General features: G+C 40.4%; 20 protein-coding genes and 3 pseudogenes. 4 read left to right on the top strand and 19 right to left on the bottom strand.

Features of this window, described 5'->3' with window-relative positions:
- Window positions 1-59: 59 nt before the first annotated feature.
- The 3 genes from ANG_RS02520 to ANG_RS02510 all read right to left on the bottom strand — a co-directional run bounded on the left by ANG_RS02520 (window position 60) and on the right by ANG_RS02510 (window position 5,143).
- Window positions 60-290: a GlsB/YeaQ/YmgE family stress response membrane protein gene (locus ANG_RS02520; RefSeq protein ID WP_003037737.1), complete on the bottom strand. Its 231-nt coding sequence runs from the start codon at window positions 288-290 to the stop codon at window positions 60-62.
- A gap of 17 nt (window positions 291-307) precedes the next feature.
- Window positions 308-505, bottom strand: coding sequence for a hypothetical protein (locus ANG_RS02515; RefSeq protein ID WP_003037779.1), 198 nt, complete (start codon window positions 503-505; stop codon window positions 308-310).
- A gap of 243 nt (window positions 506-748) precedes the next feature.
- On the bottom strand, window positions 749-5,143 hold the full coding sequence (locus ANG_RS02510; protein WP_020999815.1) for a PolC-type DNA polymerase III: 4,395 nt from the start codon (window positions 5,141-5,143) through the stop codon (window positions 749-751).
- A 99-nt stretch (window positions 5,144-5,242) separates the two neighbouring features.
- On the opposite strand from ANG_RS02510, the pseudogene ANG_RS11090 reads away from it, so the two are divergent.
- A pseudogene (locus ANG_RS11090) lies at window positions 5,243-5,374 on the top strand (ISL3 family transposase); the annotation flags it as partial.
- A 44-nt stretch (window positions 5,375-5,418) separates the two neighbouring features.
- On the opposite strand, the gene ANG_RS02505 reads toward ANG_RS11090, so the two are convergent.
- From ANG_RS02505 to ANG_RS02445, 15 genes and pseudogenes are all read right to left on the bottom strand, one after another.
- Complete coding sequence (locus tag ANG_RS02505) at window positions 5,419-6,276, bottom strand: 5'-nucleotidase, lipoprotein e(P4) family (RefSeq protein WP_003037792.1); 858 nt, start codon at window positions 6,274-6,276, stop codon at window positions 5,419-5,421.
- Between the two features lie 176 nt (window positions 6,277-6,452).
- Complete coding sequence (locus tag ANG_RS02500) at window positions 6,453-10,274, bottom strand: pullulanase (RefSeq protein WP_025271620.1); 3,822 nt, start codon at window positions 10,272-10,274, stop codon at window positions 6,453-6,455.
- Between the two features lie 186 nt (window positions 10,275-10,460).
- Complete coding sequence (locus ANG_RS02495; RefSeq protein WP_020999450.1) at window positions 10,461-11,396, bottom strand: IS30 family transposase; 936 nt, start codon at window positions 11,394-11,396, stop codon at window positions 10,461-10,463.
- Window positions 11,397-11,579: 183 nt separating this feature from the next.
- Window positions 11,580-11,947 (bottom strand): annotated as a pseudogene (locus ANG_RS11605) (EXLDI protein).
- A gap of 136 nt (window positions 11,948-12,083) precedes the next feature.
- Window positions 12,084-12,650, bottom strand: coding sequence for an NAD(P)H-dependent oxidoreductase (locus ANG_RS02485; RefSeq protein ID WP_025271619.1), 567 nt, complete (start codon window positions 12,648-12,650; stop codon window positions 12,084-12,086).
- Entirely contained in the window at window positions 12,647-13,243 is a 597-nt protein-coding gene (locus ANG_RS02480) for a TetR/AcrR family transcriptional regulator (RefSeq protein WP_003037776.1), read from the bottom strand. Before ANG_RS02480 ends, ANG_RS02485 begins: the two co-directional genes overlap by 4 nt.
- Window positions 13,244-13,550: 307 nt before the next feature.
- Window positions 13,551-13,979 carry a type 1 periplasmic-binding domain-containing protein gene (locus ANG_RS11335; RefSeq protein ID WP_231847301.1) on the bottom strand — a complete coding sequence of 143 codons (429 nt, stop codon included), beginning with the start codon at window positions 13,977-13,979 and terminating at the stop codon, window positions 13,551-13,553.
- Complete coding sequence (locus ANG_RS11330; RefSeq protein WP_231847299.1) at window positions 13,980-14,210, bottom strand: type 1 periplasmic-binding domain-containing protein; 231 nt, start codon at window positions 14,208-14,210, stop codon at window positions 13,980-13,982.
- The gene (locus ANG_RS11325; protein ID WP_231847296.1) at window positions 14,174-14,422 is read right to left on the bottom strand and encodes a LacI family DNA-binding transcriptional regulator; all 249 of its coding nucleotides are present in this window, start codon (window positions 14,420-14,422) and stop codon (window positions 14,174-14,176) included. The genes ANG_RS11330 and ANG_RS11325 overlap by 37 nt, the downstream gene beginning before the upstream one ends.
- A gap of 84 nt (window positions 14,423-14,506) precedes the next feature.
- Window positions 14,507-15,224: pseudogene (locus ANG_RS02470) on the bottom strand (HAD family hydrolase).
- Window positions 15,225-15,416: 192 nt separating this feature from the next.
- Entirely contained in the window at window positions 15,417-15,890 is a 474-nt protein-coding gene (locus tag ANG_RS02465) for a sigma-70 RNA polymerase sigma factor region 4 domain-containing protein (RefSeq protein ID WP_020999816.1), read from the bottom strand.
- A 216-nt stretch (window positions 15,891-16,106) separates the two neighbouring features.
- Window positions 16,107-16,532 (bottom strand): transcription antitermination factor NusB, encoded by a 426-nt coding sequence (gene nusB / locus ANG_RS02460; protein WP_003037723.1) that lies wholly within the window; start codon window positions 16,530-16,532, stop codon window positions 16,107-16,109.
- Entirely contained in the window at window positions 16,525-16,914 is a 390-nt protein-coding gene (locus tag ANG_RS02455) for an Asp23/Gls24 family envelope stress response protein (protein WP_003037725.1), read from the bottom strand. The genes nusB and ANG_RS02455 overlap by 8 nt, the downstream gene beginning before the upstream one ends.
- A 110-nt stretch (window positions 16,915-17,024) precedes the next feature.
- Entirely contained in the window at window positions 17,025-17,585 is a 561-nt protein-coding gene (gene efp, locus ANG_RS02450) for an elongation factor P (RefSeq protein ID WP_003037772.1), read from the bottom strand.
- 58 nt (window positions 17,586-17,643) lie between these two features.
- The gene (locus ANG_RS02445; protein WP_025271618.1) at window positions 17,644-18,705 is read right to left on the bottom strand and encodes a M24 family metallopeptidase; all 1,062 of its coding nucleotides are present in this window, start codon (window positions 18,703-18,705) and stop codon (window positions 17,644-17,646) included.
- 158 nt (window positions 18,706-18,863) lie between these two features.
- On the opposite strand from ANG_RS02445, the gene ANG_RS02440 reads away from it, so the two are divergent.
- Complete coding sequence (locus ANG_RS02440) at window positions 18,864-19,619, top strand: hypothetical protein (protein ID WP_020999818.1); 756 nt, start codon at window positions 18,864-18,866, stop codon at window positions 19,617-19,619.
- Between the two features lie 37 nt (window positions 19,620-19,656).
- On the opposite strand, the gene uvrA is transcribed toward ANG_RS02440, so the two are convergent.
- Window positions 19,657-22,482 (bottom strand): excinuclease ABC subunit UvrA, encoded by a 2,826-nt coding sequence (gene uvrA / locus ANG_RS02435; RefSeq protein ID WP_003037804.1) that lies wholly within the window; start codon window positions 22,480-22,482, stop codon window positions 19,657-19,659.
- 122 nt (window positions 22,483-22,604) lie between these two features.
- On the opposite strand from uvrA, the gene ANG_RS02430 reads away from it, so the two are divergent.
- Complete coding sequence (locus ANG_RS02430) at window positions 22,605-23,549, top strand: magnesium transporter CorA family protein (protein ID WP_003030529.1); 945 nt, start codon at window positions 22,605-22,607, stop codon at window positions 23,547-23,549.
- A 15-nt stretch (window positions 23,550-23,564) separates the two neighbouring features.
- Window positions 23,565-24,242, top strand: coding sequence for a DUF1129 domain-containing protein (locus ANG_RS02425; protein WP_003037754.1), 678 nt, complete (start codon window positions 23,565-23,567; stop codon window positions 24,240-24,242).
- Window positions 24,243-24,255 lie beyond the last annotated feature (13 nt).

Raw genomic sequence — 24,255 nt, 5'->3', positions numbered from 1 at the left:
CAGGCCTCAATAAAAAATACCTAGATGTATAAACGTCTAGGTATTTCTTTTCCTCTATTTTACGTGCCTCTATTCCAGAAAAGAGCTAAAAGGATAACAGCGCCCAGCACCGATGGAAGGATAGCTGTGTCCGCTAGCATCGGTCCCCAGTGCCCAAAAAGTAATTGACCAATCCAGGAACCAAACCAGCCCAGGAGGATTTTTCCGATACAACCCATACGCTCTCCACGGCTAGTAATAGCCCCGGCGATGAGGCCAATAATAAAACCGACAAACATACTACCAATCATTTAGTTTTCCTTCCTGATTATTTCATCATTCTCTCTTTTGCACCATTTTTATGCAAACAGCAGCCCTTCTTGTTTTTGGAAGAACAGGCATGTCTTGCAAATATGGCCAAACTAACCAACGCCACCGAGGCAAGTACTACCTTTCCAGAAAATTCAAGCGCATAATGAAAATCTCTTAGGGCTTTTTTATCTTCAGTTGAAATCATTAACTTCATAACGTATCCTTTCTATTTGTAAATAGCTTACAAGGAACAACAGTAATCTATAAATTTTGTAAAAAATTTTACAAGTAGTAATTTTGAGGCAGAACCTTTCAAAAAACAGCTAGCTACTCGCAATAAATCATTACCATGAAAGATTGCAAAATCAATAATATTTCGCAAATGAATAAGCAAAAATTCTAGTTTAGTGGCAGCTGCCGTTGATGAAATTCCTGTCTTTCATCAAAAAAAGAAGTTTTAGAATAAATCATCAAAGAGACTGAGCTGATTGTCTTCTGGCATATTGTCTAAAATCCCCATTTCATCCATTTTATCGACTAGAGTAGTGGACAAGCCGCCACGCTTGCGCAATTCGGTTTTTGAAAGAAATTCTCCTTCTGCACGCGCTTTAACCAATTGTTTTGCAACGTTGTCTCCCAAACCGTCCATAGCAGAAAATGGAGGAATTAAGCTATCTCCGTCAATAAGAAATTCTGTCGCATCACTCTTATACAGATTGAGTTTGCCAAATTTGAAACCTCTTTCCAGCATTTCATTGACAATTTCTAGAGTTGTATAAAGGTCAATTTCAACATTGGAAGCTTCATTATTTTTGCGTTTTTCAGAGATTTCGTTCATCTTGCGCTTCACTGCATCTAGTCCACTACTCATGACTTTGATGTCAAAGGCTTTGGCACGGATAGAAAAGTAGGCACAGTAGTAATAAATCGGATGATGCACCTTGAAGTAGGCCACCCGCAAGGCCATCATCACATAGGCAGCCGCGTGAGCTTTGGGAAACATGTACTTAATCTTTCCACAAGATTCAATGTACCACTCAGGCACATTATTTTCCTTCATAGCAGCGATGTAGCCATTTCTTTCCTCATCAGAAATTTTGAGCCACATGCCTTTCCGCACCCGCTCCATAATGGTAAAGGCCATTTTAGGCTCTAAGCCCTTATGCATCAGGTAAACCATAATGTCGTCCCGACAACCGATAACAGTAGACAAATCAGCAATCCCCTGCTTAATCAAATCTTGTGCATTGCCCAACCATACGTCAGTACCGTGAGACAATCCTGATAATTGAAGCAATTCCGCAAAGGTCGTTGGATGAGTCTCATCTACCATACCCCGCACGAAGTTGGTTCCAAACTCAGGAATCCCCAGCATACCGGTCGGCGTACCAATCTGCTCCTGCGTTACTCCGAGAACATCTGTCCCAGAAAAGAGAGCCATCACTTCTTGATCGTCCATTGGAATTTCATTGGGGTCAATGCCTGACAAATCCTGCAATTTCCGAATCATGGTCGGGTCATCATGACCGAGTACATCTAGTTTTAAGACATTTTCATCAATATCATGGAAGTTAAAGTGAGTTGTTTGCCATTCTGCCGTCAAATCATCCGCCGGATACTGAACTGGTGTGAAATCATAGACATCCATATAGTTTGGAATAACCACAATTCCTCCAGGGTGCTGTCCAGTCGTTCGTTTGACACCTGCTGCACCTTGCGCTAATCGTTCTACTTCTGCATTACGATAAAATTTATTATAATCCCGCTCATAACCTTTCACGAAGCCATAAGCCGTTTTGGCAGCGACTGTACCAACAGTCCCGGCACGAAAGGCATATTCTTCACCAAAAATGTCTCGAACATCCAAGTGAGCACTCGGTTGATCTTCACCAGAAAAGTTTAAGTCAATATCGGGCACTTTATCACCATCAAAGCCAAGGAAGGTTTCAAAGGGAATATCCTGTCCATTTTTACTCAACTTATGCCCACAATGCGGACAATCTTTATCTGGCATATCAAAGCCTGAACCGTAAGAACCGTCCGTGATAAATTCTGAATACTGGCATTTGCCACAAACATAGTGAGGAGACAAAGGATTCACCTCAGTAATCCCAATCATGGTCGCAACGAAACTAGAGCCGACCGAACCACGTGACCCCACCAGATAGCCACGCTCATTTGAGCGCTGTACCAGCATTTGCGAAGCTAGATAAATCACAGCAAATCCATTCCCCAAAATGGAGGATAATTCCCGCTCAATTCGTCGGTCTACAATATCTGGCAGTGGATTTCCATAAATTTCAAAGGCTTTAGCATAAGTCATTTCAGCGACTTGTTCCTCTGATTTGTCAATAAATGGTGTATAAAGGTCACCTTTCACCACTTCAATCGGCTCAAAGGTCGCCGCCAATTGATTTGGATTGTCAATAACCACCTTGTGAGCTAATTCGTCACCTAAGAAGGCAAACTCATCCAGCATTTCATTGGTCGTGCGGAAATGCGCTTTTGGAAGTGGTGCTGGTTGGGCATTTTCGCCATGCCCAATGGTACGGTTAATCATTGCCCCTTGCCCTAGACTGCGGACAATAATTTCCCGATAAATTTCTTCTTCAGGCTCGATATAATGCACATCACCTGTAGCAAGAACAGGCTTGTCTAATCGATTTCCCACTTCAATCAAATTTTTAATAATGGTGTGAAGCTCTTCGACATCCTTGACCTGCTCTTTGGCAATCAACGGTGCATAAATTGCTGGAGGCATGATTTCAATAAAATCGTAGTATTTTGCGACTTCCACTGCAGCATCAACGCCTTGCGAAACAACCGCGTCAAACACTTCTCCTTCCGAGCAGGCTGTTCCTAAAATCAAGCCTTCTCGGTGCGCATCCAAAACTGTTCGTGGAATCCGCGGTACGCCCTCAAAATACTTTGTATTAGACAAACTGACTAATTTAAAAATGTTCTTCAAACCCGTTTGATTTTTTACATAAATCGTAGCGTGTTTGACCCGCGCTTTTTTATAGGAGTTTTCATCCACCAAATCTGTGTTTAGCTTTTGAAGATTGGTGACACCTCGTTTTTCTGCCGCATCGTTAATGAAAATAAAGAGCAGGCGTCCTGTCGCTTCCGCGTCATAATTAGCCATGTGATGATGATCAAGCGATACTTGAAAACGCTTAGTCAATGGCCCCAAACCGTGGCGCTTGTATTCTGGGTAGAGATTACGGGCAAACTCCAAGGTATCAATGACTGGTTGCGTGATCTGTGGCAACCCATGCCGTTCATAATTGACATTCATAAATCCCACATCAAAGGTAGCATTGTGGGCAACGAGCACCGTATCTTGACAGAAGTCTTGAAATTCTTGCAAGACCTGCTCGAGTGGCTTTGCATTTTTGACATGCTCGTCTGTAATCCCCGTCAAATCTGTCGTAAAGGCACTCAAAGGATGTCCTGGATTGATAAACTCATCAAACTCGGCAATCACATTCCCCTTGTACATCTTACTTGCTGCGACCTGAATCAAGTCGTTATAAATAGCAGACAAACCAGTCGTTTCCACGTCAAAGACAACATAAGTGGCTTCTTTGAGCTCCATATCCACTTCGTTATAGGTAATAGGAACTCGGTCTTCCACGATATTAGCTTCCATGCCGTAAATCAGTTGAATACCAGCTTTTTTCGCGGCTTTATAACCATGCGGAAAGCTCTGTACATTGCCGTGGTCAGTAATCGCAACTGCCTTATGCCCCCATTTAGCGGCTGTCGCAATCAATTCTTCAACTTCTGGCAGAGCATCCATGGTTGACATATTTGTATGCGCATGAAACTCAATCCGCTTCTCACCTTCTGGCATCAAGTCTTTCCGCTCATAATGTACGACTTCCTGCACATCTTGAACATTCATGGTCAAGTCATGCGTGAAGTTGTTCATTTCAATATTTCCACGCACACGCAGCCAAGAATTTTTCTTAATCATGTCAAATTTCTTGGCTTCTTCTTCGTTTTTAAACCATTTCTGAAGCACGAAGCTGGAAGTATAGTCAGTCATCTTGAAGTTAATCAGCACACGTCCTGTGCGAGTAACTTTTTGCTCAAGATCAAAGACCATTCCTTCAAAGACAATGCGATTTTCCTCGGTCTGGATGTCAATCATCTGCGTAATCTCTGCCTTGTCCAACTTTGGTCGTGCGGCTGCTTTTCGTGCTTGAAAATCAGAGTAATTTGGTTTTTCCTCAGCTGGTGGTGGCGCCATTTGTTGCAGCGCTTCGATAGCTTTGAGAGCTTCATCGTTAGCCGCTTGCACAATCTTTTCTTTCTCAGCTTGGAAAGTTTCAACTTGCTGTTGAGTTAAGGCGTCACTTGCTTTGACCTGACATTGAAAATGCGGAAAACCAAACTTCACCAATTGTTTAGCCAAATTTGGCAAATGTGTCTTCCGAAAGTGCTCCGTATCAATACTTGAAGGACCTTCAATCAACAACTGACCACCCTCAGCATGCACCTTTAACTGTTGGTACATACTGCGAAAACCTTGACTGGCACAAGGTCCTTCTATAAATGCTTCTTTGTAATAAGCCTGCAACAGCTCCTCTGTAAAATCTTGATTGGCAACCTTAATTTCAAAAATAGCTTGGTTGCCCGTCTTAGAAAATTCTTCATTTAAACGTTTTTTTAATTCTTGAAACAACTCAATGGGTAAAATTTCTCCAAAAGCAAACTGAAATTCCCAAACATGACTGACGGTATGCACTAAAACTTGCTCAATTTCTGCATGTAAAAAGGCACTTGATTGTCTCATATCAAGTGGCATATCAATTTGATTCATTAAAATTTCAAACGTAGATGACATCTTTTTTCCTCGTATTGTAATGAAACTATTTTACCATAAAACAAATGAATTTTCGATTAAAAAATAGATAAGGAATATCCCTCATTGTTTTTAATATAAACCAATCATCTCATCAAGGACGTCAAATGCTAAGCTTTTGGTTTCTGGAACTTTGACAATTTTAAAACGAAAATTCTCATCGCTTTGAACATCAAAAAAGAGAGAACCAATCTGATTCTCTCTCGCACTTAGCGATAGGTTACCCACTACAGTTGACATTGAGTCTGTTTTCCTTTTTATTTTTTATATCCTTCTAATGCTTTTTGACGTTCTTCAGTTTGACCTTTCGCATCTAATTTTTTACCTTTATAAACAGTGCTTTCCCATGAACCGTACATTGGATTTGGGAAGATGATGAACTTTCCACCGAATTCGTTCTTTAATTCTTCTAATTTCTTACTACGTTCTTCTGCTGATGTTTTTGAGAAATCCGCAAAGTCAACGAGGTTATCACCTAAAAGCATGGCCAAATTCGTCGTTTCTTGTACTTTCTGACGGCGACCTTCTTTTGATTTCACACCTTTTTCTAAGAACATCAAATGGTCTTTCCCTTGTACTGGAATGCCTTCTTTTTCCAAATTCTTAATTGTCGCGTCTACCTGGCTCGCATCACGGTCAGAAACATAGTAGATTTGAACACCGTTTTGATGTGCATATTGGAGAAATTCTTTGGCACCAGGAACCGCCTTAGCTGAAGCCTTTTTCACCCATGCATCCCAATTTTTAGGATTAAAGGCCGTACCGTCTTTGACATTTTGAACTTGATAAGGACTGTTGTCTAATACTGTTTCATCTAAGTCAAGAACGATTGAGTAAGGCTTATCTGTCGGTTTTTGCAACAATTCTTTCAAACGATTCGTTGCGACATTATAACCTTGTAGGTACAGCGCTTTAGCTTCATCTGACTTTTGATACCAAAGAGTGGACATGGTATTTTCCCTTGACCGCAATTGGTCATAAGTCATGGTGACTTTACTGTCAGATGTGTTACTTTGCGCAGCCTTATTGTCTGTCGTCTTCGTTCCACAGCTGGTCAATAAAATAACCGAAGCAAGAGCAGAGAAAATTGTGATTGTGGCTTTAGATGATTTCATAAAACCAATCCTCCTAATATTAATCTATCAAAATTATAGCGCTTTCATAAAGACATTTCAAGATATCTGTCTAAATGTAGGAGAAAAATAGATTTACAGAAGACAGCTAACAAGTTCATCTAAAATAATGAGCTGTAAGGAGCTTAGAATCCCTACAGCTCACAAACCTTCAATCTTTATTTCTTTTTCTTAAGGACAACTACACTTGATAACAACAAGCCAATTCCTGCTAGCACGCCAGCAATGGAAATTGTCGTCCCTGTGGACGGTAAAGTCTTATCTGCTTTTCCAGCTCCTGCTTGCTGTTGCTGCGTCTGACTAGCTGAAGTATTTGACTGTGTTGACGAAGTCGTTGTTTGACCAGACTCTCCTTTCGGCGTAGAAGGCTTGGTTTGATTTTGTTCTTCTTTTGGTTTTTCTTGATTTGGTTTGCTATTTTTTTGAATGCGTAAAATCGTCGCTGTCAATGGTGCTAAGGTAACCCCGTCTGCTCCTAAGGCCACACCAGCTGGATTTGAAATAGCCGTTACTCCTGCGGTATTGCCATCTGCCACAACTTGAGCATTTGCCAAATGCCTGTAAGCTTCGCCAAAGTTAAACTTTCGCTTCTTGCTATCCGCATTAACAAAGACAGCGTAAATGTCTCCATTTGAAGCCACAACTTGGTATCCAAGAACCGTATCCTCTTTTTCAACCCCGTCTTTGCCTGGCTGAGTGATTAAAGTGACATTTTGATCGACTTCAGCTTTGGTCTTGCGTGTAAAGGCATCTGTTGACTTCCGCAAAGCAATCATCCCTTTCACATAGTCGCGACTCTTCGTATTTTCAGGGAATTTGTCACCGTTTGTTGCCTTTGTCCAGTCAAAATGATTGACCGCATCGCTCGAATCATAAGAGTCGTGGATAAAGTAAGGATATTCAAATGGTGTTCCGTCCGCATTGGTCAGCAGGTGTGATTTATTTGGTACTTTGTCTTCTGAAACCGTATATTTATAAGCTGGGTCACGGAATTGCTTGGTTCGTCCGTATTCTTGTCCAGAGTGAAGGAATGACGTCCCTTGAGAAGTAAGGATCATTAGATTGCCCAAACGCAGGCGACGGTGAATTTCTTGATTGTTCGCTGCGATAGCTGGATCTTTTTTAATAGATTGAGCAATCACATCAAAGAGGGTCAAATTATCATGCGCAGCAATGTACTGAATCACATCTCCCGGATCATCTGCTTCAAAATTCGTTGGTTGTGCTTTGATGTTTTTGAAAACATCTTCGACATTGCGTTTTCCACCTGTGATAAAGGCAGGTGCTCCTTCGTTCGGATAACCAGATTTCAAGGTATTTCGAATATCATCTGAGAATACACCGACTGTATCGGTAGATTTCATCCAAGATTGATCCGCTGGTTGGACTGGTTTATTTTCATCTCCAGCGTAAGTCTTCCACCCCTCACCTAGCATCACCAGATTTGGATTGAGCTTTTTAGCCTCCTCATACGCTTTTTGAATGGATTCTGCATCGTGATCTCCCATCATATCAAAACGGAAGCCATCCACTTTGTATTCGCTCGTCAAATATTTGATAGAATCCACCAAAACACGACGGCTCATGTAGTGCGTCGTTCCCAAACGTCCGCCACCAAAACTAGTTCTAGGAGTGCCGTCTGCATCCATAAAGTGATAGTAATTCGGCTCTAAATCTTCAAAAATAGAGGTCTTTGCCGTGTGATTATAAACCACATCCATAATCACACCCATTCCGCGCTTGTGAATTTCATGAACAAGATTTTTAAATTCTTCAATGCGCTTAGCTGGATCTGTCGGATTGGTTGAATACATTCCTGTCAAGGAGAAGTAGTTTTGTGGATCATAACCCCAGTTGTAGTTGCTATTGCTAGAAGCATACTTGTCCAATCTCTCGGCATTTTTCAATTCATTGACAAAATAATAACTTAAAACCGGCAGTAACTGAATATGAGTAACCCCAAGTTCTTTTAAATAGTCCAATTTTTCAACGAAAGCTGAGAATGTTCCAAATTGAGACTTCAAATCCTTAGAAATAGTTGCGTCAGAAGTAAAATCACGGACGTGCGTTTCGTAGATAACTGCATCCTCCCGACTCTTGAAGCCTGGAATGTTCGCATAGGTCAGATTTTTCGGACCAAGCTCACTTGGGTCAACAAAAGCTGCCTTTGCAATCTTGTAAGACTCACCTTTTTCGGCATCTTCGCTGTTCCAAGCTGCCAAAGATTTGGCATATGGATCCAAAGCTAGTACTTTTTTATCACCGCGCGTAATTTCATAATGATAGAAATAACCGCGATAATCCTTAATTTCTAGATTTGTTTGCGATGTCAATGTTGTCCTCCAAGTACCAGCTTCTCCTTTTGTCATCGCTACTTTACCAACTACTTTGTTCTGATCATTTTTATCATAAACAACCAAATCTACCTGATCCGCACTTGGTGACCAGAAGGTCACATCCACTTTCGTACCTTTTTGGCTAACACGCGCACCCAATTCACCATCATATTTGTAGAGACTATCCTTCAACTGCCAATTCATACTGGTTTTAAATTGGTCGTTGCCATACTTTACCGTATAAGGAGCTTGCGCTTGTCCAAAGTCTCCTATGATTTTTGCTTTCTTTGTTTTGGGATCAAGCACAATGTCTTTCACAACCACTTCTTTACTATCCTTGTCTGTAATTTTTAGATTTTTTAAAATATCTTCTTTTTTGGCATTTTCAAGAGTTGAAAAAGTTGCTTCAATCTCTGTCAAGCCGATATGTTGTGCTCCTGTCATACGAATATCATTAACAAAATAAGGATTGGTATAAATGTTCGGATCTGCATCTCGGAGGAAAATTTGACTGTTTTTCTTCAAATTTGTCAAATTATAATCCTGCGGTTGAATCTTCACATCGTCACCTGATTTGCTTTCATCTAAAAGCAGAAAACCAATTGCTTTTGCAGCATCTTTTAAAGGAACATCTACATAGCGACCATACTTGCCTGTTTTTTCGAAATCCACTCCGTCAGGCCAATTTTTGCTAGGATTTTCCACATCTCCCCAAAGCCAAAGAGACTTCTTGTCATAATTCCCGTCTGTCCGATAATAATTGATTCGTACCATGCCCTCTTTTAGAGGCTCATAGGTATGAAGATTGTAATCCTTATCAAACCAGACCTCGTTCATATTCGGGCTGAGCAATTCAATCGTCTTATCACCTGTTAGATTTGTACCTGCTGTATTATTGATTAAGAGACTAATCTTGCTCCGTTTTTGTGCCATTTTGATATCAAGATAATAGCCATAATCATCCTTTTTAGCCGTTGAAAAGCTGGTTGCTCCTGTTGGCCAGCTACCTTTTTGGCTGGAAGGTGTTTCCACATCATCCCAGGTCCACAAGCCAAGACTAGCTAAATTCTCCGACGGAAGTGTCTTAAAATGCAGACGAATGCTGCCCTCTTCAATTTTGTCTTCTTTAGCTGGCGTCGCAGCTGATGCAGCTTTCTCAACAGGCTTCGTTGCCGTTTTTTCTTCTGCTGCTTGTGCAGTTTCCTTTTTCGTTGCTTGAGCTTCCGTACTTGAATCTGTCGTTAAAGCTGGGGTATTTTCTCTTACGGAGTGAGCTTGGGTCAAGTCAAGTTTTTCTGATGAGCTTTCCTCAGTTAAAGCTGTACGTAAAGAATTGGCAACACTAGATGTTGACAAAAGCGAGCTGCTTGCTTGCTCTTGATTTTCCGACTTTTCCGAAACGACTGCTTGATGATTCGTCACTTCTACTTTATCAGACCGCTCACTTGTTGGTGATGTTGGTTGCACCGTTTCAATAGATATGTTTTCGACACTATTTGCTTCCTCTGCTTGCGCTAAGACATTCCCCGCCAAAAAAACACTAGCAGAAATAGCAATAGACGCTACCCCTACTTTTAATCTGCGGATTCCAAAATGCTGACGCTTCTCAGCTGTTCGAGATTGTAAACGATAAACTTTCTTCATAAAAAGAAAACTCCTTTATTTTTTAGTTGCACAAATATTTTTAGGCTAGTGCAAACGTTTTCTGTAGATATTATATACATTTATCAACAAAATGTAAAGGTTTTCAAACAAAAATCTCTGTTTTTTTGACAAAGGTTAAATGTATTTTCTATATTATAAGATAAATTGCAAGAATAAGTGCAACATTTACTCGTACTCATCCACTAGAGCTTCACAAGCAGTTCTGTAAGCTAAACATTTTCGTGGTCGGTGATTGATATCATATAAGGCCTTGTTCAAAGCCTCATCAGAGATAGCGGCTAAATCTGTTTTCTTTGGAAAATATTCTCTTAGTAAGCCATTGGCGTTTTCATTGCTTCCTCTCTGCCAGGATGAATAGGCGTCCGCAAAGAAAAAGGAAATTCCTAAATTCTCTACCAGAGGATAGCAGGCAAACTCTTTTCCCCTATCTGAAGTGAAGGTTTTAAGAGCCTCTTTTGGAAATAGCTTATAAAGTTGTTCGATGGCTGAAAACATGGATTTGGCTGTTCTGTCTGGTATCTTGAAAGCTAAGTAAAAGCGCGTTTTTCGCTCCAGAAAGGTCGCTAAACAGCCCTTGCTTTTGCCTCTGGAAGACACCACAGTATCGAGCTCCCAGTGACCAAAGGTCTCACGATTCCTGACCTCTTTAGGACGTTTGGCAATCGATGTGCCAATCCTAAATCTTCCACGTGTTTCTTTAGGTTGTCGAGTTTTTCCTTTACGACGAAGGACACTCAAATCCAGAGCAATCAAACCAGCATAGAGCCAGTTATAGATTGTTTTAAAAGCTACCATCGGCCTTTGTTCAAGCTGATAGCGGCCACAAATCTGTTCAGGCGACCAGGAGGATTTTAAACCGTCCTCAATTTCCTTTTTCAACGTTGGTGTCAAACGAGACTTCCGACCTTTTTGCTTAGCCCTGTGGTCATACTGTTCCTGTGCTAGGGCTGCGGAGTAACCATTTTGGCATCGTCTTAACTCTCTTGAAATGGTAGACTTATGGACGCCAAGTTTACTTGCAATTTGGCAAGGTTTCAAACCTAATTCCAAGTAGGTTTCTATCTTTATTCGGTCGGTTATGGTAAGATGGAAGTAGCTCATAGTTTTTCCTCGGGATTCTGTTTGTGTGGTTACTTACAGTTTACACCAATGAAACGCTATGAGTTTTTTTGTTGCACTATATTTTACAATTTATCAATAACAAAAATGGACAAATATCCTATGAAACAATGCAGCTGACTTCATACAAAAAAACCAGTCCGTAAAGACTGGCTGTCTGTAAAGTTAAATATTCAAGGTTTCAATAAAAGCACCTGCCGCTAACCTTTGCTCCAACTTGTTGATAGTAGATTTGTCTAGGTAAGAGCTTAACTCAGCAAAAGCTTGGCAAATTTTGAAAACCGTATCTGCCTCTTGCTGATGGTAGAATGGTAGATCCTTATGCTTTCTGAGCCACCACTCTGAATCATAGTTGAGATCTTCTCTTTGATAGTAGACAAGGTTCTTCTTGGGTGTCAGATAAATCGTTTGATAGATTATTTTTTCCTATCTTCAGAAAAACGGCTGTTACTATAAATCTTGATTCCTTTAAAATTTTTATACTCTCTGATTCCATGATCCACTAACCTGCATTCCACTTGCTTATATTCCATCATGACTCCTCCTTAAAATTTCAACTTCCATTATAGCAATTTTACGCAGGTTTTCAAGAAATGTTTCATAAGAAATGGACTGTTGAGTTAGTTTTCAGCTGTATCATACTATTTCTGCTTTGCAAACATTGTTATTTTAAATATGACGGGCCACTTGAGCAATGCTTTCTAAGAATTGCTGACGCTGCTCATCAGAGATTTTTTCAACGTTTGTTAATTGTGTTAGCTTAACCGGTGCGACAGCACAGATTTTTAAAATTTGATTTTTCAGAACTTTGCCGTAATCCTGAATAAAAGGCAGCACAAAGGACGGCGTATTATGGGTGGTGATAATCCAAGCAGATTTTCCTTGTAAGTGCCCTTCAAGACCGACTTTTTTATAAGAATAAGCGAAACCAGCTACAAATGCTCGGTCAATAAATCCTTTGAGAATAGCCGGCATACCGCTCCACCAAATCGGGAAAATAAAGATTAGGTGGTCTGCCCAAGTGACAAGATCACGGTATTTTTCCATTTCAGGAACCTTAGCCAAATCGCGGCGTTTTTGATTTTCATCAAATCGTAAGATTGAATCAAACTGTTCAGCATATAAATCTAAGGTTTTGACAGAATGCGCTTCAGAAAGATTGGTTTGGACTTGCTTGAGAATAGCACCGTCAAAACTTTGAGGGTTTGGATGAGTAAAAATAATTAAGATTTTCATGACTGTTCTCCTTTTATATAGATATCAAGCATCTGCTCAATGTTAGTCTGAATGGCTTTGTTGTCAAGGTCACGTCCAATGGGACTGTTCGCCAAAACAGCAAGACCTGAAATAAAACTCCAAAAATGAAACAGTGTTTCAGCTTCGCTGTTTGTAAAGCCTTCCTCCTTACGAAGCTCTAAAACAATCCGTTTAAATGCAGCGAATCCTGGCAAATCAGAATCCAGCGAAATAGTATCCTGAGTGACTTTCATATACTTAAAAGGAAATTTAATGAAGAGGGCCTCAAAGAAATAGGGGTAAGCCTTCGCAAAGATGATAAAGTTAAAGCCCATTTGGGCCAGTTGATTCCGCGCAGAAGCCTTCCAATCGATCTCTTTTTGGATTTCTTGGTTGAGAAAAACAGAAAGGCGCTTTAAAACAACTTTTAAATAGTTTTCCTTACTTTCAAAATGCCGGTAAGGGGTGCCGTGAGTAACACCGCAGGATTTAGCGACAGTCCTCAGTGATAGCTGGTCGATACCATGGCTCTCAATCTCTTCAATCCCCGTCTGGATCAGTCTTTCTTTTAACTCTGCCGTATTGCGTTTCATTTTCGTCCTCCAGCAAGTATACAACATCCTCTTCTTTTTTAGTATACACTGTCTACTTTTTCTTGTCAATATTTTCTGTTTAGAAAAATTTCAGTAAAAAAGGGGCTGGGACAAAAGTCCGACCTCAAGTATAAAAAGCGAACAAAACTAGTTTTCTGGTAATCAGAATTCTGCTTTGTTCGCTTTTCGCATTTAATTATAGATTTGAAGGGCTTAATAATTAAGATTTTTAAAAATTGAAATCTTTTTGTCCCAAACTCTTCTTCTTTATTAAATAAGTAAGCTAATTTGAAAAACAACAAGTCTCTTATCGCTGGATAAACTCTGATTTGAGCACAATGGTTTTTTTCTCTTCAGATAAAACCTGCTTGAAACTTTCCTGACCTAGCTGGTAGGATTTATTGTCAATGGTAGAAAGACCCAGAAGGCGTCCGGCCAGCATATTTTCTTGCCCCATAATGAAAGGCAGCTGTTTTCCAGCTTCCTCATAAGCCTGCATAAACCCTGCTGCCATGTCATCCCCATTTGAAAAAATACAGTCAATCTCCGGGTATTGCCAAAGTTCAGGAGCTTTCTGATAAGCATCCTCTTCTATCGCAACTCCTTCGAGAATCACCGGATCGTGCTCCGAGCCATAGACTTCATCATAAGCCTCTCTGACCATACGATAGGTGGAACTTCGCTTGTCTTTACGGGTGAAAATAAGGGCTAAATGTTGATAACCCAGTTCTTTCAACTAGCGAAAAGCTTCTCTACAAGCTGGTTTGCGATCCACATAGACACTACTCAGTTGAGAATGATTTACCGTTTCTAAGCAGACAATATTTCCGTACTTAGCATAGGAAGCAATGGTTTCCAAATCTATGCTTCGTGAGGTGAAAATCAAATGATCAAAAGCCTGACCTCGCAATTGTTCCAGGTACTGAAGCTCTAGTTCTTTGTCATACTGAGACGGCAAAAGCAGCAAATTATAGGCACTTCTCTGCGCTCAATCCAACATACCATTGATGAGCTTGGTAAATAAGTGTGACGCACATGAGGAATGACTACACCCACTTTATAAGTATTGCCCAAACTCAGTTCTTTTGCGACTAGATTTAGAGAATAGTCCAGTTCTCTGACAATTTGCAGGATTTTCCCCCGTGCCTCGTCTGACACATATGGGTGATTGTTGAGCACGCGCAACACACTGGACACCGAATAGCCACTCAACTTCGCTATTTCTCAAATATTGGTCATCGAGTTCCTTTCTGATTTTCAAGCTTAACTGACGAGATACCTGTGAATTCCGTAACCAACTCCGTCCTCATCGTTACTTTTGGTAATTTTAAAAGCATGTGCCTTCACATCTTTAAAGGCATTGGCCATGACAATCGGAAAACCAACCATTTCTAGCATCGGAATGTCATTGTGACCGTCACCAAAGGCAGCCGTTTCTTCTTTTTTTAGATTTTCTTTCCGACTAATGTAATCAATCCCTGATGATTTTCGAGCTTCTTTGCTAGTGATTTCTAAATAAAACCGACCAGAACGCAGAATTGTAACACTAGTTAGTCCTAGACTATTCAGATAAGTCTGCAAATCTTGCATTTCTTCCTCTTCAAAGCTAATCATCATGAACCTGAGTCGGTGCCTGATGAGTCAAGTCGTAATAACTGAGACTGACCTTCGGAAAATGCTGCCGCACAGCCTGTAAAATCGTTGCCGCGGTCTGCTTGAAAATAATCTTGGTGTGCAGCGGACGAATTTGATGATTGACAACCTCATAAATCAAACCACCATTAAAGCCCACTTGCGGACCTTGCAAACCCAACAATTCAATAGCCTCACGCATCTCCATTGGCGCACGCGCAGAGACCAACGTAATCGGAATATCTGCTCTGCGAATGCGTCTGGCATTCCTTTCGGAAACTTGCCCCTTTGAATTTAAAAGTGCCCCATCCATATCAGTAAAAATACGTTTAATCGTTCTTGTTTGCATGATTTTTCTCTCCTTTTCTTTATGGATTTGCGCTCTACTCCGAGTTCAAATCTTATTTCTTCGCTAGCTTGACTTCATTGTACAATCTGGAATGAGTTCCATGTCAAGAGGAAAATGAAAAAAAGTGAATTAAATTTTTTAGAGGTAGCAAAATGAAAATGACCTTTAAAAAGGGAAAAGTTCTGACTTAGTTTAATCGCTATAGTCTTTTAAGTAGGCTCTTAATTCTCGAATCATCGCTTGGCGACCCTTGAACCGTTCATCGGCTAGTAAGCACTCATACTGCTCTTGTTTCTCTGGACTCAGTTGAGCTTGATAGCTCTTTAGCTGGTCTCGGAGAATCACCAATTCATCCAGATATAGTTCTTTTAGGCTGAGCTTGTGACCAATCTCGCTCACTTCTTCATAAGCTTGACGATCAAGTTTGCGTTTTTGACTTTCCTGTTTACGGAGGATGTCTAGGATATGATTGCGGAACTTGGTCTTATAGTAAACATAGAGCTGATGATCTTCTTCTACTAGCTGCGGATAGCGACTCACCAACTGATAGAGCACCAACATCCCCTCTTGTTCCCAATCGCTTAATTCCCACAGGTGGACATAATATTCCCTCCGACACTTCAGCACAATTCCTCTTACCTTGCCATATAACTCCTTGAACTCCATTTCCTTCTCCTTCCTTTTACTTACCTTTTAAGGATAGCATGAAGGAGAACCCTTTGGTTTTCTTCTATCTATTTTTTATCTTATTGCATCTCTTCTGGGTCTCGTGAGCAGCATCCCTGTCACTTCAGAGGTTTTCTGAAGCTGTTTAGCGGATAAAATTGAAAAAGAGAGAACGAAGTTCGTCCTCTCAATCCTGTATTCATTTCTTCTTAAAATTTATTCTATAACAAATTTACTTAAAATACCATTGATAAACTTGCTCGATTTTTCATCTGAGAATTTTTTAGATAGCTCAATTGCTTCATTGATTGCGACTAGTTGAGGTGTATCAAACTCTGTCATCTCAAACAATCCCAAGCGAAGAATATTTTTTTCTATCAATGTAAGACGTTCCAAAGTCCAACCTTCTTTTAGGTACTGGCTAAGCTTGTCATCCAACTCGTTTTTAGACTGTTCAACACCCGTGACGAGGTTCAATAAAAAGGCTGGAATTTCCACATCAGAATCGTTTGTCATATCTTTATCATAGAGATATGCAAAACGACACGCTTCTACAATATCTTTTTCATATTCCAAACTCATTAATGCTTGAAATGCACGTTCACGTAGTTCTCTTCTTGCTTCCAGTTGTACATCAGTCATTGAGGAAATCCTCATCGAACAAATCTTTTAAATCTGGTTTTGGTGTTTTTTCAGGCACAATACCCGCTACATGGATGTTCACTGCGGATAATTCAACTTCTGCCATATCAGAAACAGCACTTTTAACGGCTTTTTGAATAGCAACAGCTACTGCTGGCACCCCTACACCGTATTCTAAGTATAAATAAATGTCAACAGTTACTTCGCCATCACTGGCGGTATGAAGATAGACGCCACGTCCTAAAGAACGTTTTGCAAGACTGTCAGACATGCTTTTATTTGCGAAAGAGTAAACGCCATCCACTTTAGCCGTTGCAATGGCAATAATTTTTTCTAAGACACGTGGTGCGATAACGATTTCGCCTAATTGTTCAGTTGCCATAACTTGTCCTTTCTTAAGACACAAAGACATTCAAGGAGTCTGCACAATATTTGTCAGGCTCTCAGTCTGAATTTGATAGTAATTTAAGAACTTCTAGTTCTTAGCATAAATTATGCACGAGAAATGTAAGTTCCTTCTTGCGTATTGATAATCAATTTTTGTCCAACTTCGATAAAGTCCGGTACGTTCACTACCAGACCTGTTTCAAGAGTAGCTGGCTTACCAGAACCTGTTACTGTTGCTCCTTTGATAGAAGGTTGTGTATCTGTTACGACTAATTCTACAGTCGTTGGAACTGTAACACCGATAACTTCGCTTCCGTAAAATTGAATTTTCACTTCTGAATTTTCAAGAATAAATTTCAATTCTTGCTCTACATTTGCTACTGGGATTTCATATTGTTCAAATGACTCTGTATCCATGAAATAAGCTGTGTCATCCATTTGGTATAAGTATTGTGCTGGGCGCGTTTCAATAATTGCTTGTTCAAATTTTTCTTCAGGACGGTAAGTTGTGTCAAAAGTCGAACCTGTGCGTACATCCCGTAATTTCATACGCATAACAGTATTCCCTTTACCTGGTTTATGGTGGCTTGCTTCAAGGACACGAATCAATTTTCCGTCCGTTGTTTCAAACGTCATACCAGCTTTCAGCTTACTTGCTTCAATCATTATTATTACCTCTTTTAAAATAGATTTCTCTTTATTTTATCATAAACATTGACAATTCTCAAATAACAATTAACTCTTTTGGTGCAAGTGTTAAAAGCTCACAACCTGTGTCTGTGATGAGAATGTCATCTTCAATCCGCACACCGTATTTTCCGTCCAAATAAATGCCCGGCTCATCCGTTAAGACCATACCTGCTTCAATCGGCTCAGAGGATTTCCCAAAATAAGGGATTTCATGAATATCAAGACCAATCCCATGCCCAATCCCGTGTGTGAAATATTGTCCGTAACCTGCATCGTTAATCACTTTTCGTGGCACTTGATCAAACTCAATGCGAGTCATACCAGCCTTCGCAGCCTCAATCAGAGTTTGGTTGCTCCGCAATACAATATCGTAAATTTCACGCTCTTCATCCGTCACATGACCAACATGAATAGTTCGTGTCATATCGCTAACATAGTGATTGTAATAACAACCAAAATCCATTGTCAAGGTTTCACCCGTTTGGATGACCTTTTCACTCGCCACTCCATGCGGCATGGCAGAGCGGTATCCTGAGGCGATGATGAAATCAAAAGACGCACCTGAAGCACCCAGTTTGCGCATGCGAGCATCTAAAAAGTTCATGACTTGTAGCTCCGTTGTTTGCCCCGGCTTGATAAAATCCAAGACATCTAGAAAGGCTTGGTCAGAAATTTGACAAGCTTTTCGAATCGTATCAATTTCTTCCGCATCTTTTATCATGCGCAGATTCTCGATGAAACTGCTCATAGGTATCAGTTCATAGGCTGCAAATACGCTTTTCAGCATCTTGAAATAGGCATAGGACACTTGATCATCAAAGCCAATTTTTTCTAATTTATCGTCCCCAATGATTTTAGCGATTTCCCCCAAAGCATCACGCGTTTCAATAATATCAAATCCTTTGACCACACCTTTGGCAATCAAGGCATAGCGGGAATCTGTCAAAAAAATCCGTCGCGTTTTGCTAATAAAAACCGTCGCTTCTGTCCCGCTAAAACCCGTCAGATAGTAAATATTCTTCAAATTGGTTACCAAGACAGCATCACACTCTGTCTGTTTTAAGGCTACTTCAAATTTTTCAACTCTTGATAACATGAGAAAACCTCCGTAAAATGATTCAATTTATTATAGCAAAAAAATACCGAAAATAATACAATCTATATAGTTAGGATTAGATGAAATTGACATTTGAATGCGCTAAATGCATAATTAATGTATAATTTTTGTTAAATAAGAAAGAATGAGGTAACGATATGAATAAAACTGAATTACTGTTACAAAGACTAGATGAGATTGGTCAGTCTCTAAAAGATTCGAAAGAAGCACTAGCTTTGCTGGCACTTGGTTCTTGCGGAACAGAAAGAGAACGATTGGATCAGTACTCAGATTTAGACTTCTTTGTTATTGTAAAAGATGGCTACAAGCAGACCTATATCCAAGACCTAACCTGGTTAAGTAAGCTAGAACCAATTGCATTTCACTACCAAAATACAGTGGACGGACATAAAGTTCTATTTGAAGATGATGTTTTTTGTGAATTTGCTGTCTTTGAAGCTCATGAACTAGTAAACATTCCCTTCGCTGAAAGCAAGATTATCTGGAAGGAGGTCGGTTTTGATGAAACAATCTGTCAGCCACAAAGACTGCCATCAAAAGAAAACAGAGACAGTGAATGGCTGTTGGGAGAAATTTCATGTAATCTATATTTAGGGCTAGGTCGCTATCAGCGAGGCGAAAAATTAGCTGCTTATGATTTGATCCAAAACAGATCCGTCAAGCTTTGGACTGAACTAATCAGTTTGGAAACAACTTCTAAATCTAATTTTATAGATGTCTTTAATACCAACAGACGATTTGAAGAAGGTTATCCCAAGGAAACCAAGCAATTGCCTTACTTTTTGCAAGGTTACGAACGCATTTCTGAGTCTGCTCAAGCACTCCTAGAATATCTGGATAAACACTATTCTCTTAACCCATTTATAAAAGAAAAAATTCGTAATTTATTATAAAAAAGACTCTGCCTAAAAAAGCAGAGTCTTTTAAATCTTATTTTAACTTTCCTTTTAGATACTGGCCAGTATAGCTAGCAGAGTTTGCAGCTACTTCTTCCGGTGTACCAGTTGCAATAATAGTACCTCCACCAATACCACCTTCTGGCCCAAGGTCAATAATGTGATCAGCCGTCTTAATAACGTCCAAATTATGCTCGATGACGAGAACCGTGTTGCCATCATCTACAAAACGTGATAGCACTTGGAGAAGTTTCGCAATATCCTCCGTGTGCAGACCTGTAGTTGGTTCATCCAGAATATAGAAAGACTTACCTGTTGAGCGCTTGTGAAGTTCGCTGGCTAGTTTCATCCGCTGCGCCTCCCCACCAGACAGAGTTGTGGCAGGTTGTCCTAACGTTACATATCCTAGTCCTACGTCTTTGATGGTCTGAAGTTTCCGCTCAATTTTAGGAATATGCTTAAAAAATTCCACTGCATCATTGACCGTCATATCCAAAACTTGTGCGATATTCTTATCCTTATAATGCACTTCCAGAGTTTCACTATTGTAGCGAGTGCCGTGGCAAACTTCACAAGGAACGTAGACATCTGGTAGAAAATGCATCTCAATCTTGATAATCCCATCCCCAGAGCAGGCCTCGCAGCGCCCCCCCTTCACATTGAAAGAGAAACGCCCTTTTTTATACCCATGAATCTTAGCTTCGTTGGTTTTAGCAAAGAGATCACGAATATCATCGAAAACCCCAGTATAGGTGGCAGGATTGGAGCGAGGAGTCCGTCCAATCGGGCTCTGGTCAATATCAATCAAACGATCGATATGCTCAATGCCTGAAATCTTTTTAAATTTTCCCGGTTTGTCTGAATTACGATTGAGTTTTTGAGCGATTGCTTTTTTGAGAATAGAATTAACCAGAGTAGACTTTCCGGAACCAGAAACACCTGTCACAGCAATGAATTTTCCTAGAGGGAAACGAGCTGTGATATTTTGCAAATTGTGCTCTCGCGCACCTGTTACTTCAATAAAGAGGCCGTTTCCTACGCGGCGCTCCAATGGCAGTGGAATTTCACGTTTGCCCGATAAATACTGACCTGTAATTGATTTCTTGTTTTTTGCAACTTGATCAGGTGTGCCTGCCGCAACAATTTCGCCACCGAAAACACCAGCTCCCGGTCCAACATCAATTAACCAATCCGCTTCACGCATGGTGTCCTCATCATGTTCAACCACAATGAGGGTATTACCCAAATCACGCATTTTTTTGAGACTGGCAATCAAGCGATTGTTATCCCGCTGATGAAGACCGATAGAAGGCTCATCTAAGATATAAAGAACACCGCTGAGATTAGAGCCGATTTGAGTCGCCAAGCGGATCCGCTGACTCTCCCCACCCGACAATGTTCCCGCAGACCGAGACAGAGTTAGATAATTAAGTCCGACATTATGAAGAAAAGTCAAGCGATCGCGAATTTCTTTAATAATCGGTGTTGCAATGGCCACTTCGTTTTCAGTCAATGTCAGATGAGAAATCAATTCTAAATGATCTGCAATAGACAAATCAGATACTTGGCCAATATTAAGACCACCTTCACCCCCCACTTTAACAGACAAGGCTTGTGGATTCAATCGATAACCATGGCAACTCGCACAAGTCAACTCATTCATATAAAGCCGCATCTGGGTACGGGTGAAATCACTATTGGTCTCATGGTAGCGACGGTTGATATTGGTCACGACGCCTTCAAAAGGAATGTCAATATCTCGCACACCACCAAATTCATTTTCATAATGGAAATGAAATTCTCGTCCTTCAGAGCCAAAGAAAATCAGCTGCCGCTCGTCTTCTGTCAGGTCCTCAAATGGCTTATCCATATCAATACCAAATTCCGTCATTGCCTGCTCTAGCATTTGAGGATAGTAATTTGAAGAAATAGGATTCCACGGAGCTAAGGCGCCTTCCCGCAAGGTTTTACTACTGTCAGGAACCACCATATCCAAGTCCACTTCCAACTTCACACCCAGACCGTCACAATCAGGACAAGAGCCGAATGGTGCATTAAAAGAAAAGAGGCGAGGCTCCAACTCAGGTACCGTAAAGCCACAGACTGGACAAGCATAATGCTCGGAAAAGAGTAATTCCTTGCCATCCATCGTATCGATCACCACGTAACCGTCCGCAATTCTTAAGGCTGCTTCAATCGAATCAAACAACCGACTGCGTACACCGTCCTTAATAACAATTCGGTCCACCACTACTTCGATATCGTGCTTTTTCGTTTTAGAAAGATCTGGGACTTCGGTTACATCATAAACGTCCCCGTCCGCGCGCACTCGCACATACCCATCTTTTTGGATTTTTTCAAAGATTGTCTTGTGCTGTCCTTTTTTCTTACGGATAACTGGCGCTAGAATTTGTAATCGCTGACGTTCGGGTAATTCCAAAACTTGATTGACGATTTGTTCCACAGCAGAAGCAGTAATAGCTCCATGCCCATTGATACAGTAAGGAGTACCCACACGCGCATAGAGCAAACGAAGGTAATCGTTGATTTCTGTTGCTGTTCCAACCGTTGACCGTGGATTCTTGCTGGTCGTTTTTTGGTCAATAGAAATAGCTGGACTAAGTCCGTCAATTGAATCCACATCTGGTTTTTCCATATTGCCCAAAAATTGACGGGCATAGGCAGACAAACTTTCTACATAGCGCCGTTGTCCTTCTGCATAGAGAGTGTCAAAAGCGAGGCTAGACTTTCCCGAACCAGACAAACCAGTCACGACAACCAGTTTGTCCCGCGGAATCGTGACATCAATATTTTTTAGATTATGAGCTCGCGCTCCATGAATGATAATTTTATCCTGCATTCTTACCACACTTTATTTTAAACTTCTTTCTATTATAACAAAATTTTCTGCAATCTTTTACCCAAAAACTCGGAAATTTATAGTATAATAGTACGGTGTGTAAATAACTGAAGGAGGAAAATATGAAACAAGTCTTTCTATCGACAACAACTGAATTTAAAGAAATTGATACGCTTGAGTCGGGGACTTGGATCAATTTAGTCAACCCTTCTCAAAGTGAGTCTACTGAAATTGCCAACGCCTTTGACATTGATATTACGGACTTACGAGCACCCCTTGACGCAGAGGAAATGTCTCGTGTTACCATCGAAGATGAATATACCTTGATTATTGTGGATGTTCCAATTACAGAGGAGCGAAATAATCAGACTTACTATGTAACCATCCCTCTAGGGATTATTATTACCGAAGAGGCGATTATTACCACCTGTTTGGAAAAACTCCCTTTATTGGATATTTTTATCAATCGACGACTGCGTAATTTCTATACTTTCATGCGTTCGCGCTTTATTTTCCAAATTCTTTACCGCAATGCCGAGCTTTATCTGACAGCGTTACGCTCTATTGACCGCAAGAGTGAGCAGATTGAAAGTCAACTGCACAAGTCCACTCGCAATGAAGAATTGATTGAACTCATGGAGCTTGAAAAAACGATTGTCTATTTCAAAGCTTCCTTGAAAACCAATGAGCGCGTGATTAAAAAATTGACCAGCGCTACAAGCAATATTAAGAAATATTTGGAAGATGAGGACTTGCTGGAAGATACACTCATCGAGACCCAGCAGGCGATTGAGATGGCAGATATTTATGGAAATATCTTGCACAGCATGACCGATACGTTTGCTTCTATCATTTCAAATAATCAAAATAACATCATGAAAGCTCTAGCTTTAGTGACGATTGTTATGTCCATTCCAACTATGATTTTTTCAGCCTATGGAATGAACTTCAAAAACAATGACTTACCGCTCAACGGGGAACCTCACGCTTTTTGGATTATTATTTTTATCGCCTTTGCGATAAGTGTTTCCCTGACTGTTTACCTTATTCACAAAAAATTATTCTAATTAAAAGGAGATCTTATGACACAAGTTTCTTTGGATAAACTCAGCAAAAAAAATCAAGAATTTGTCCGTATCGCAACCCACCAACTCATCAAAGATGGAAAGACAGACGAAGAAATCAAAGCCCTGCTAGAGGAAATCATCCCAACGATTCTTGAAAATCAAGCAAAAGGAATTACCGCTCGCGGACTTTATGGAGCACCTACTGTTTGGGCAGCGAATTTTTCAGAAGCAAAACAAAAAGAAGCTCAAACTATCAAAGAAAATACCAATCCGTATCTCATGATTATGGATGCTTTCTTATTTGTCTTTAGTTTATTTGCTATCTTAAATAGTAGTGTTAACTTATTCTCCAAAAACCCTAGCAATTATGGTATTGTGACGATTGTACTTGGTAGTGCGGTGGGGGCACTCGTATTTTACGGAATGTATTACTTTATTTACCGCTTTTATTATTCCGACCAAGACCAAAGTCAAAAGCCACCATTTTTCAAATCGCTCCTAATCATTTCAGCTGCTACGATATTATGGGCTATTGTTCTTTACGGAACAACCTTCCTGTTGCCAGCAGTTTTAAATCCAAAGCTGCCAAACTTATTTATTCTAGTGTTTGGCGGAGTAACTTTGGCACTTCGTTTCTATCTCAAAAAGAAATTCAATATCCGCAGTGCTTTAACCGCACCAAGACAACTTTAGTCATATTTTTATT

This window comes from Streptococcus anginosus subsp. whileyi MAS624 (assembly GCF_000478925.1).
In the GTDB taxonomy this organism is placed as follows: domain Bacteria; phylum Bacillota; class Bacilli; order Lactobacillales; family Streptococcaceae; genus Streptococcus; species Streptococcus whileyi.
Note: the sequence above shows the minus strand (reverse complement) of the source record. Positions and strands in the feature narration are given on the sequence as shown.

What these genes read in the sequence shown, in the direction of transcription:
- ANG_RS02520 (WP_003037737.1), bottom strand. Translation starts at nt 290, where the DNA reads ATGATTGGTAGTATGTTTGTCGGTTTTATTATTGGCCTCATCGCCGGG.
- ANG_RS02515 (WP_003037779.1), bottom strand. Translation starts at nt 505, where the DNA reads ATGAAGTTAATGATTTCAACTGAAGATAAAAAAGCCCTAAGAGATTTT.
- ANG_RS02510 (WP_020999815.1), bottom strand. Translation starts at nt 5,143, where the DNA reads ATGTCATCTACGTTTGAAATTTTAATGAATCAAATTGATATGCCACTT.
- ANG_RS02505 (WP_003037792.1), bottom strand. Translation starts at nt 6,276, where the DNA reads ATGAAATCATCTAAAGCCACAATCACAATTTTCTCTGCTCTTGCTTCG.
- ANG_RS02500 (WP_025271620.1), bottom strand. Translation starts at nt 10,274, where the DNA reads ATGAAGAAAGTTTATCGTTTACAATCTCGAACAGCTGAGAAGCGTCAG.
- ANG_RS02495 (WP_020999450.1), bottom strand. Translation starts at nt 11,396, where the DNA reads ATGAGCTACTTCCATCTTACCATAACCGACCGAATAAAGATAGAAACC.
- ANG_RS02485 (WP_025271619.1), bottom strand. Translation starts at nt 12,650, where the DNA reads ATGAAAATCTTAATTATTTTTACTCATCCAAACCCTCAAAGTTTTGAC.
- ANG_RS02480 (WP_003037776.1), bottom strand. Translation starts at nt 13,243, where the DNA reads ATGAAACGCAATACGGCAGAGTTAAAAGAAAGACTGATCCAGACGGGG.
- ANG_RS02465 (WP_020999816.1), bottom strand. Translation starts at nt 15,890, where the DNA reads ATGGAGTTCAAGGAGTTATATGGCAAGGTAAGAGGAATTGTGCTGAAG.
- nusB (WP_003037723.1), bottom strand. Translation starts at nt 16,532, where the DNA reads ATGACTGATGTACAACTGGAAGCAAGAAGAGAACTACGTGAACGTGCA.
- ANG_RS02455 (WP_003037725.1), bottom strand. Translation starts at nt 16,914, where the DNA reads ATGGCAACTGAACAATTAGGCGAAATCGTTATCGCACCACGTGTCTTA.
- efp (WP_003037772.1), bottom strand. Translation starts at nt 17,585, where the DNA reads ATGATTGAAGCAAGTAAGCTGAAAGCTGGTATGACGTTTGAAACAACG.
- ANG_RS02445 (WP_025271618.1), bottom strand. Translation starts at nt 18,705, where the DNA reads ATGTTATCAAGAGTTGAAAAATTTGAAGTAGCCTTAAAACAGACAGAG.
- ANG_RS02440 (WP_020999818.1), top strand. Translation starts at nt 18,864, where the DNA reads ATGAATAAAACTGAATTACTGTTACAAAGACTAGATGAGATTGGTCAG.
- uvrA (WP_003037804.1), bottom strand. Translation starts at nt 22,482, where the DNA reads ATGCAGGATAAAATTATCATTCATGGAGCGCGAGCTCATAATCTAAAA.
- ANG_RS02430 (WP_003030529.1), top strand. Translation starts at nt 22,605, where the DNA reads ATGAAACAAGTCTTTCTATCGACAACAACTGAATTTAAAGAAATTGAT.
- ANG_RS02425 (WP_003037754.1), top strand. Translation starts at nt 23,565, where the DNA reads ATGACACAAGTTTCTTTGGATAAACTCAGCAAAAAAAATCAAGAATTT.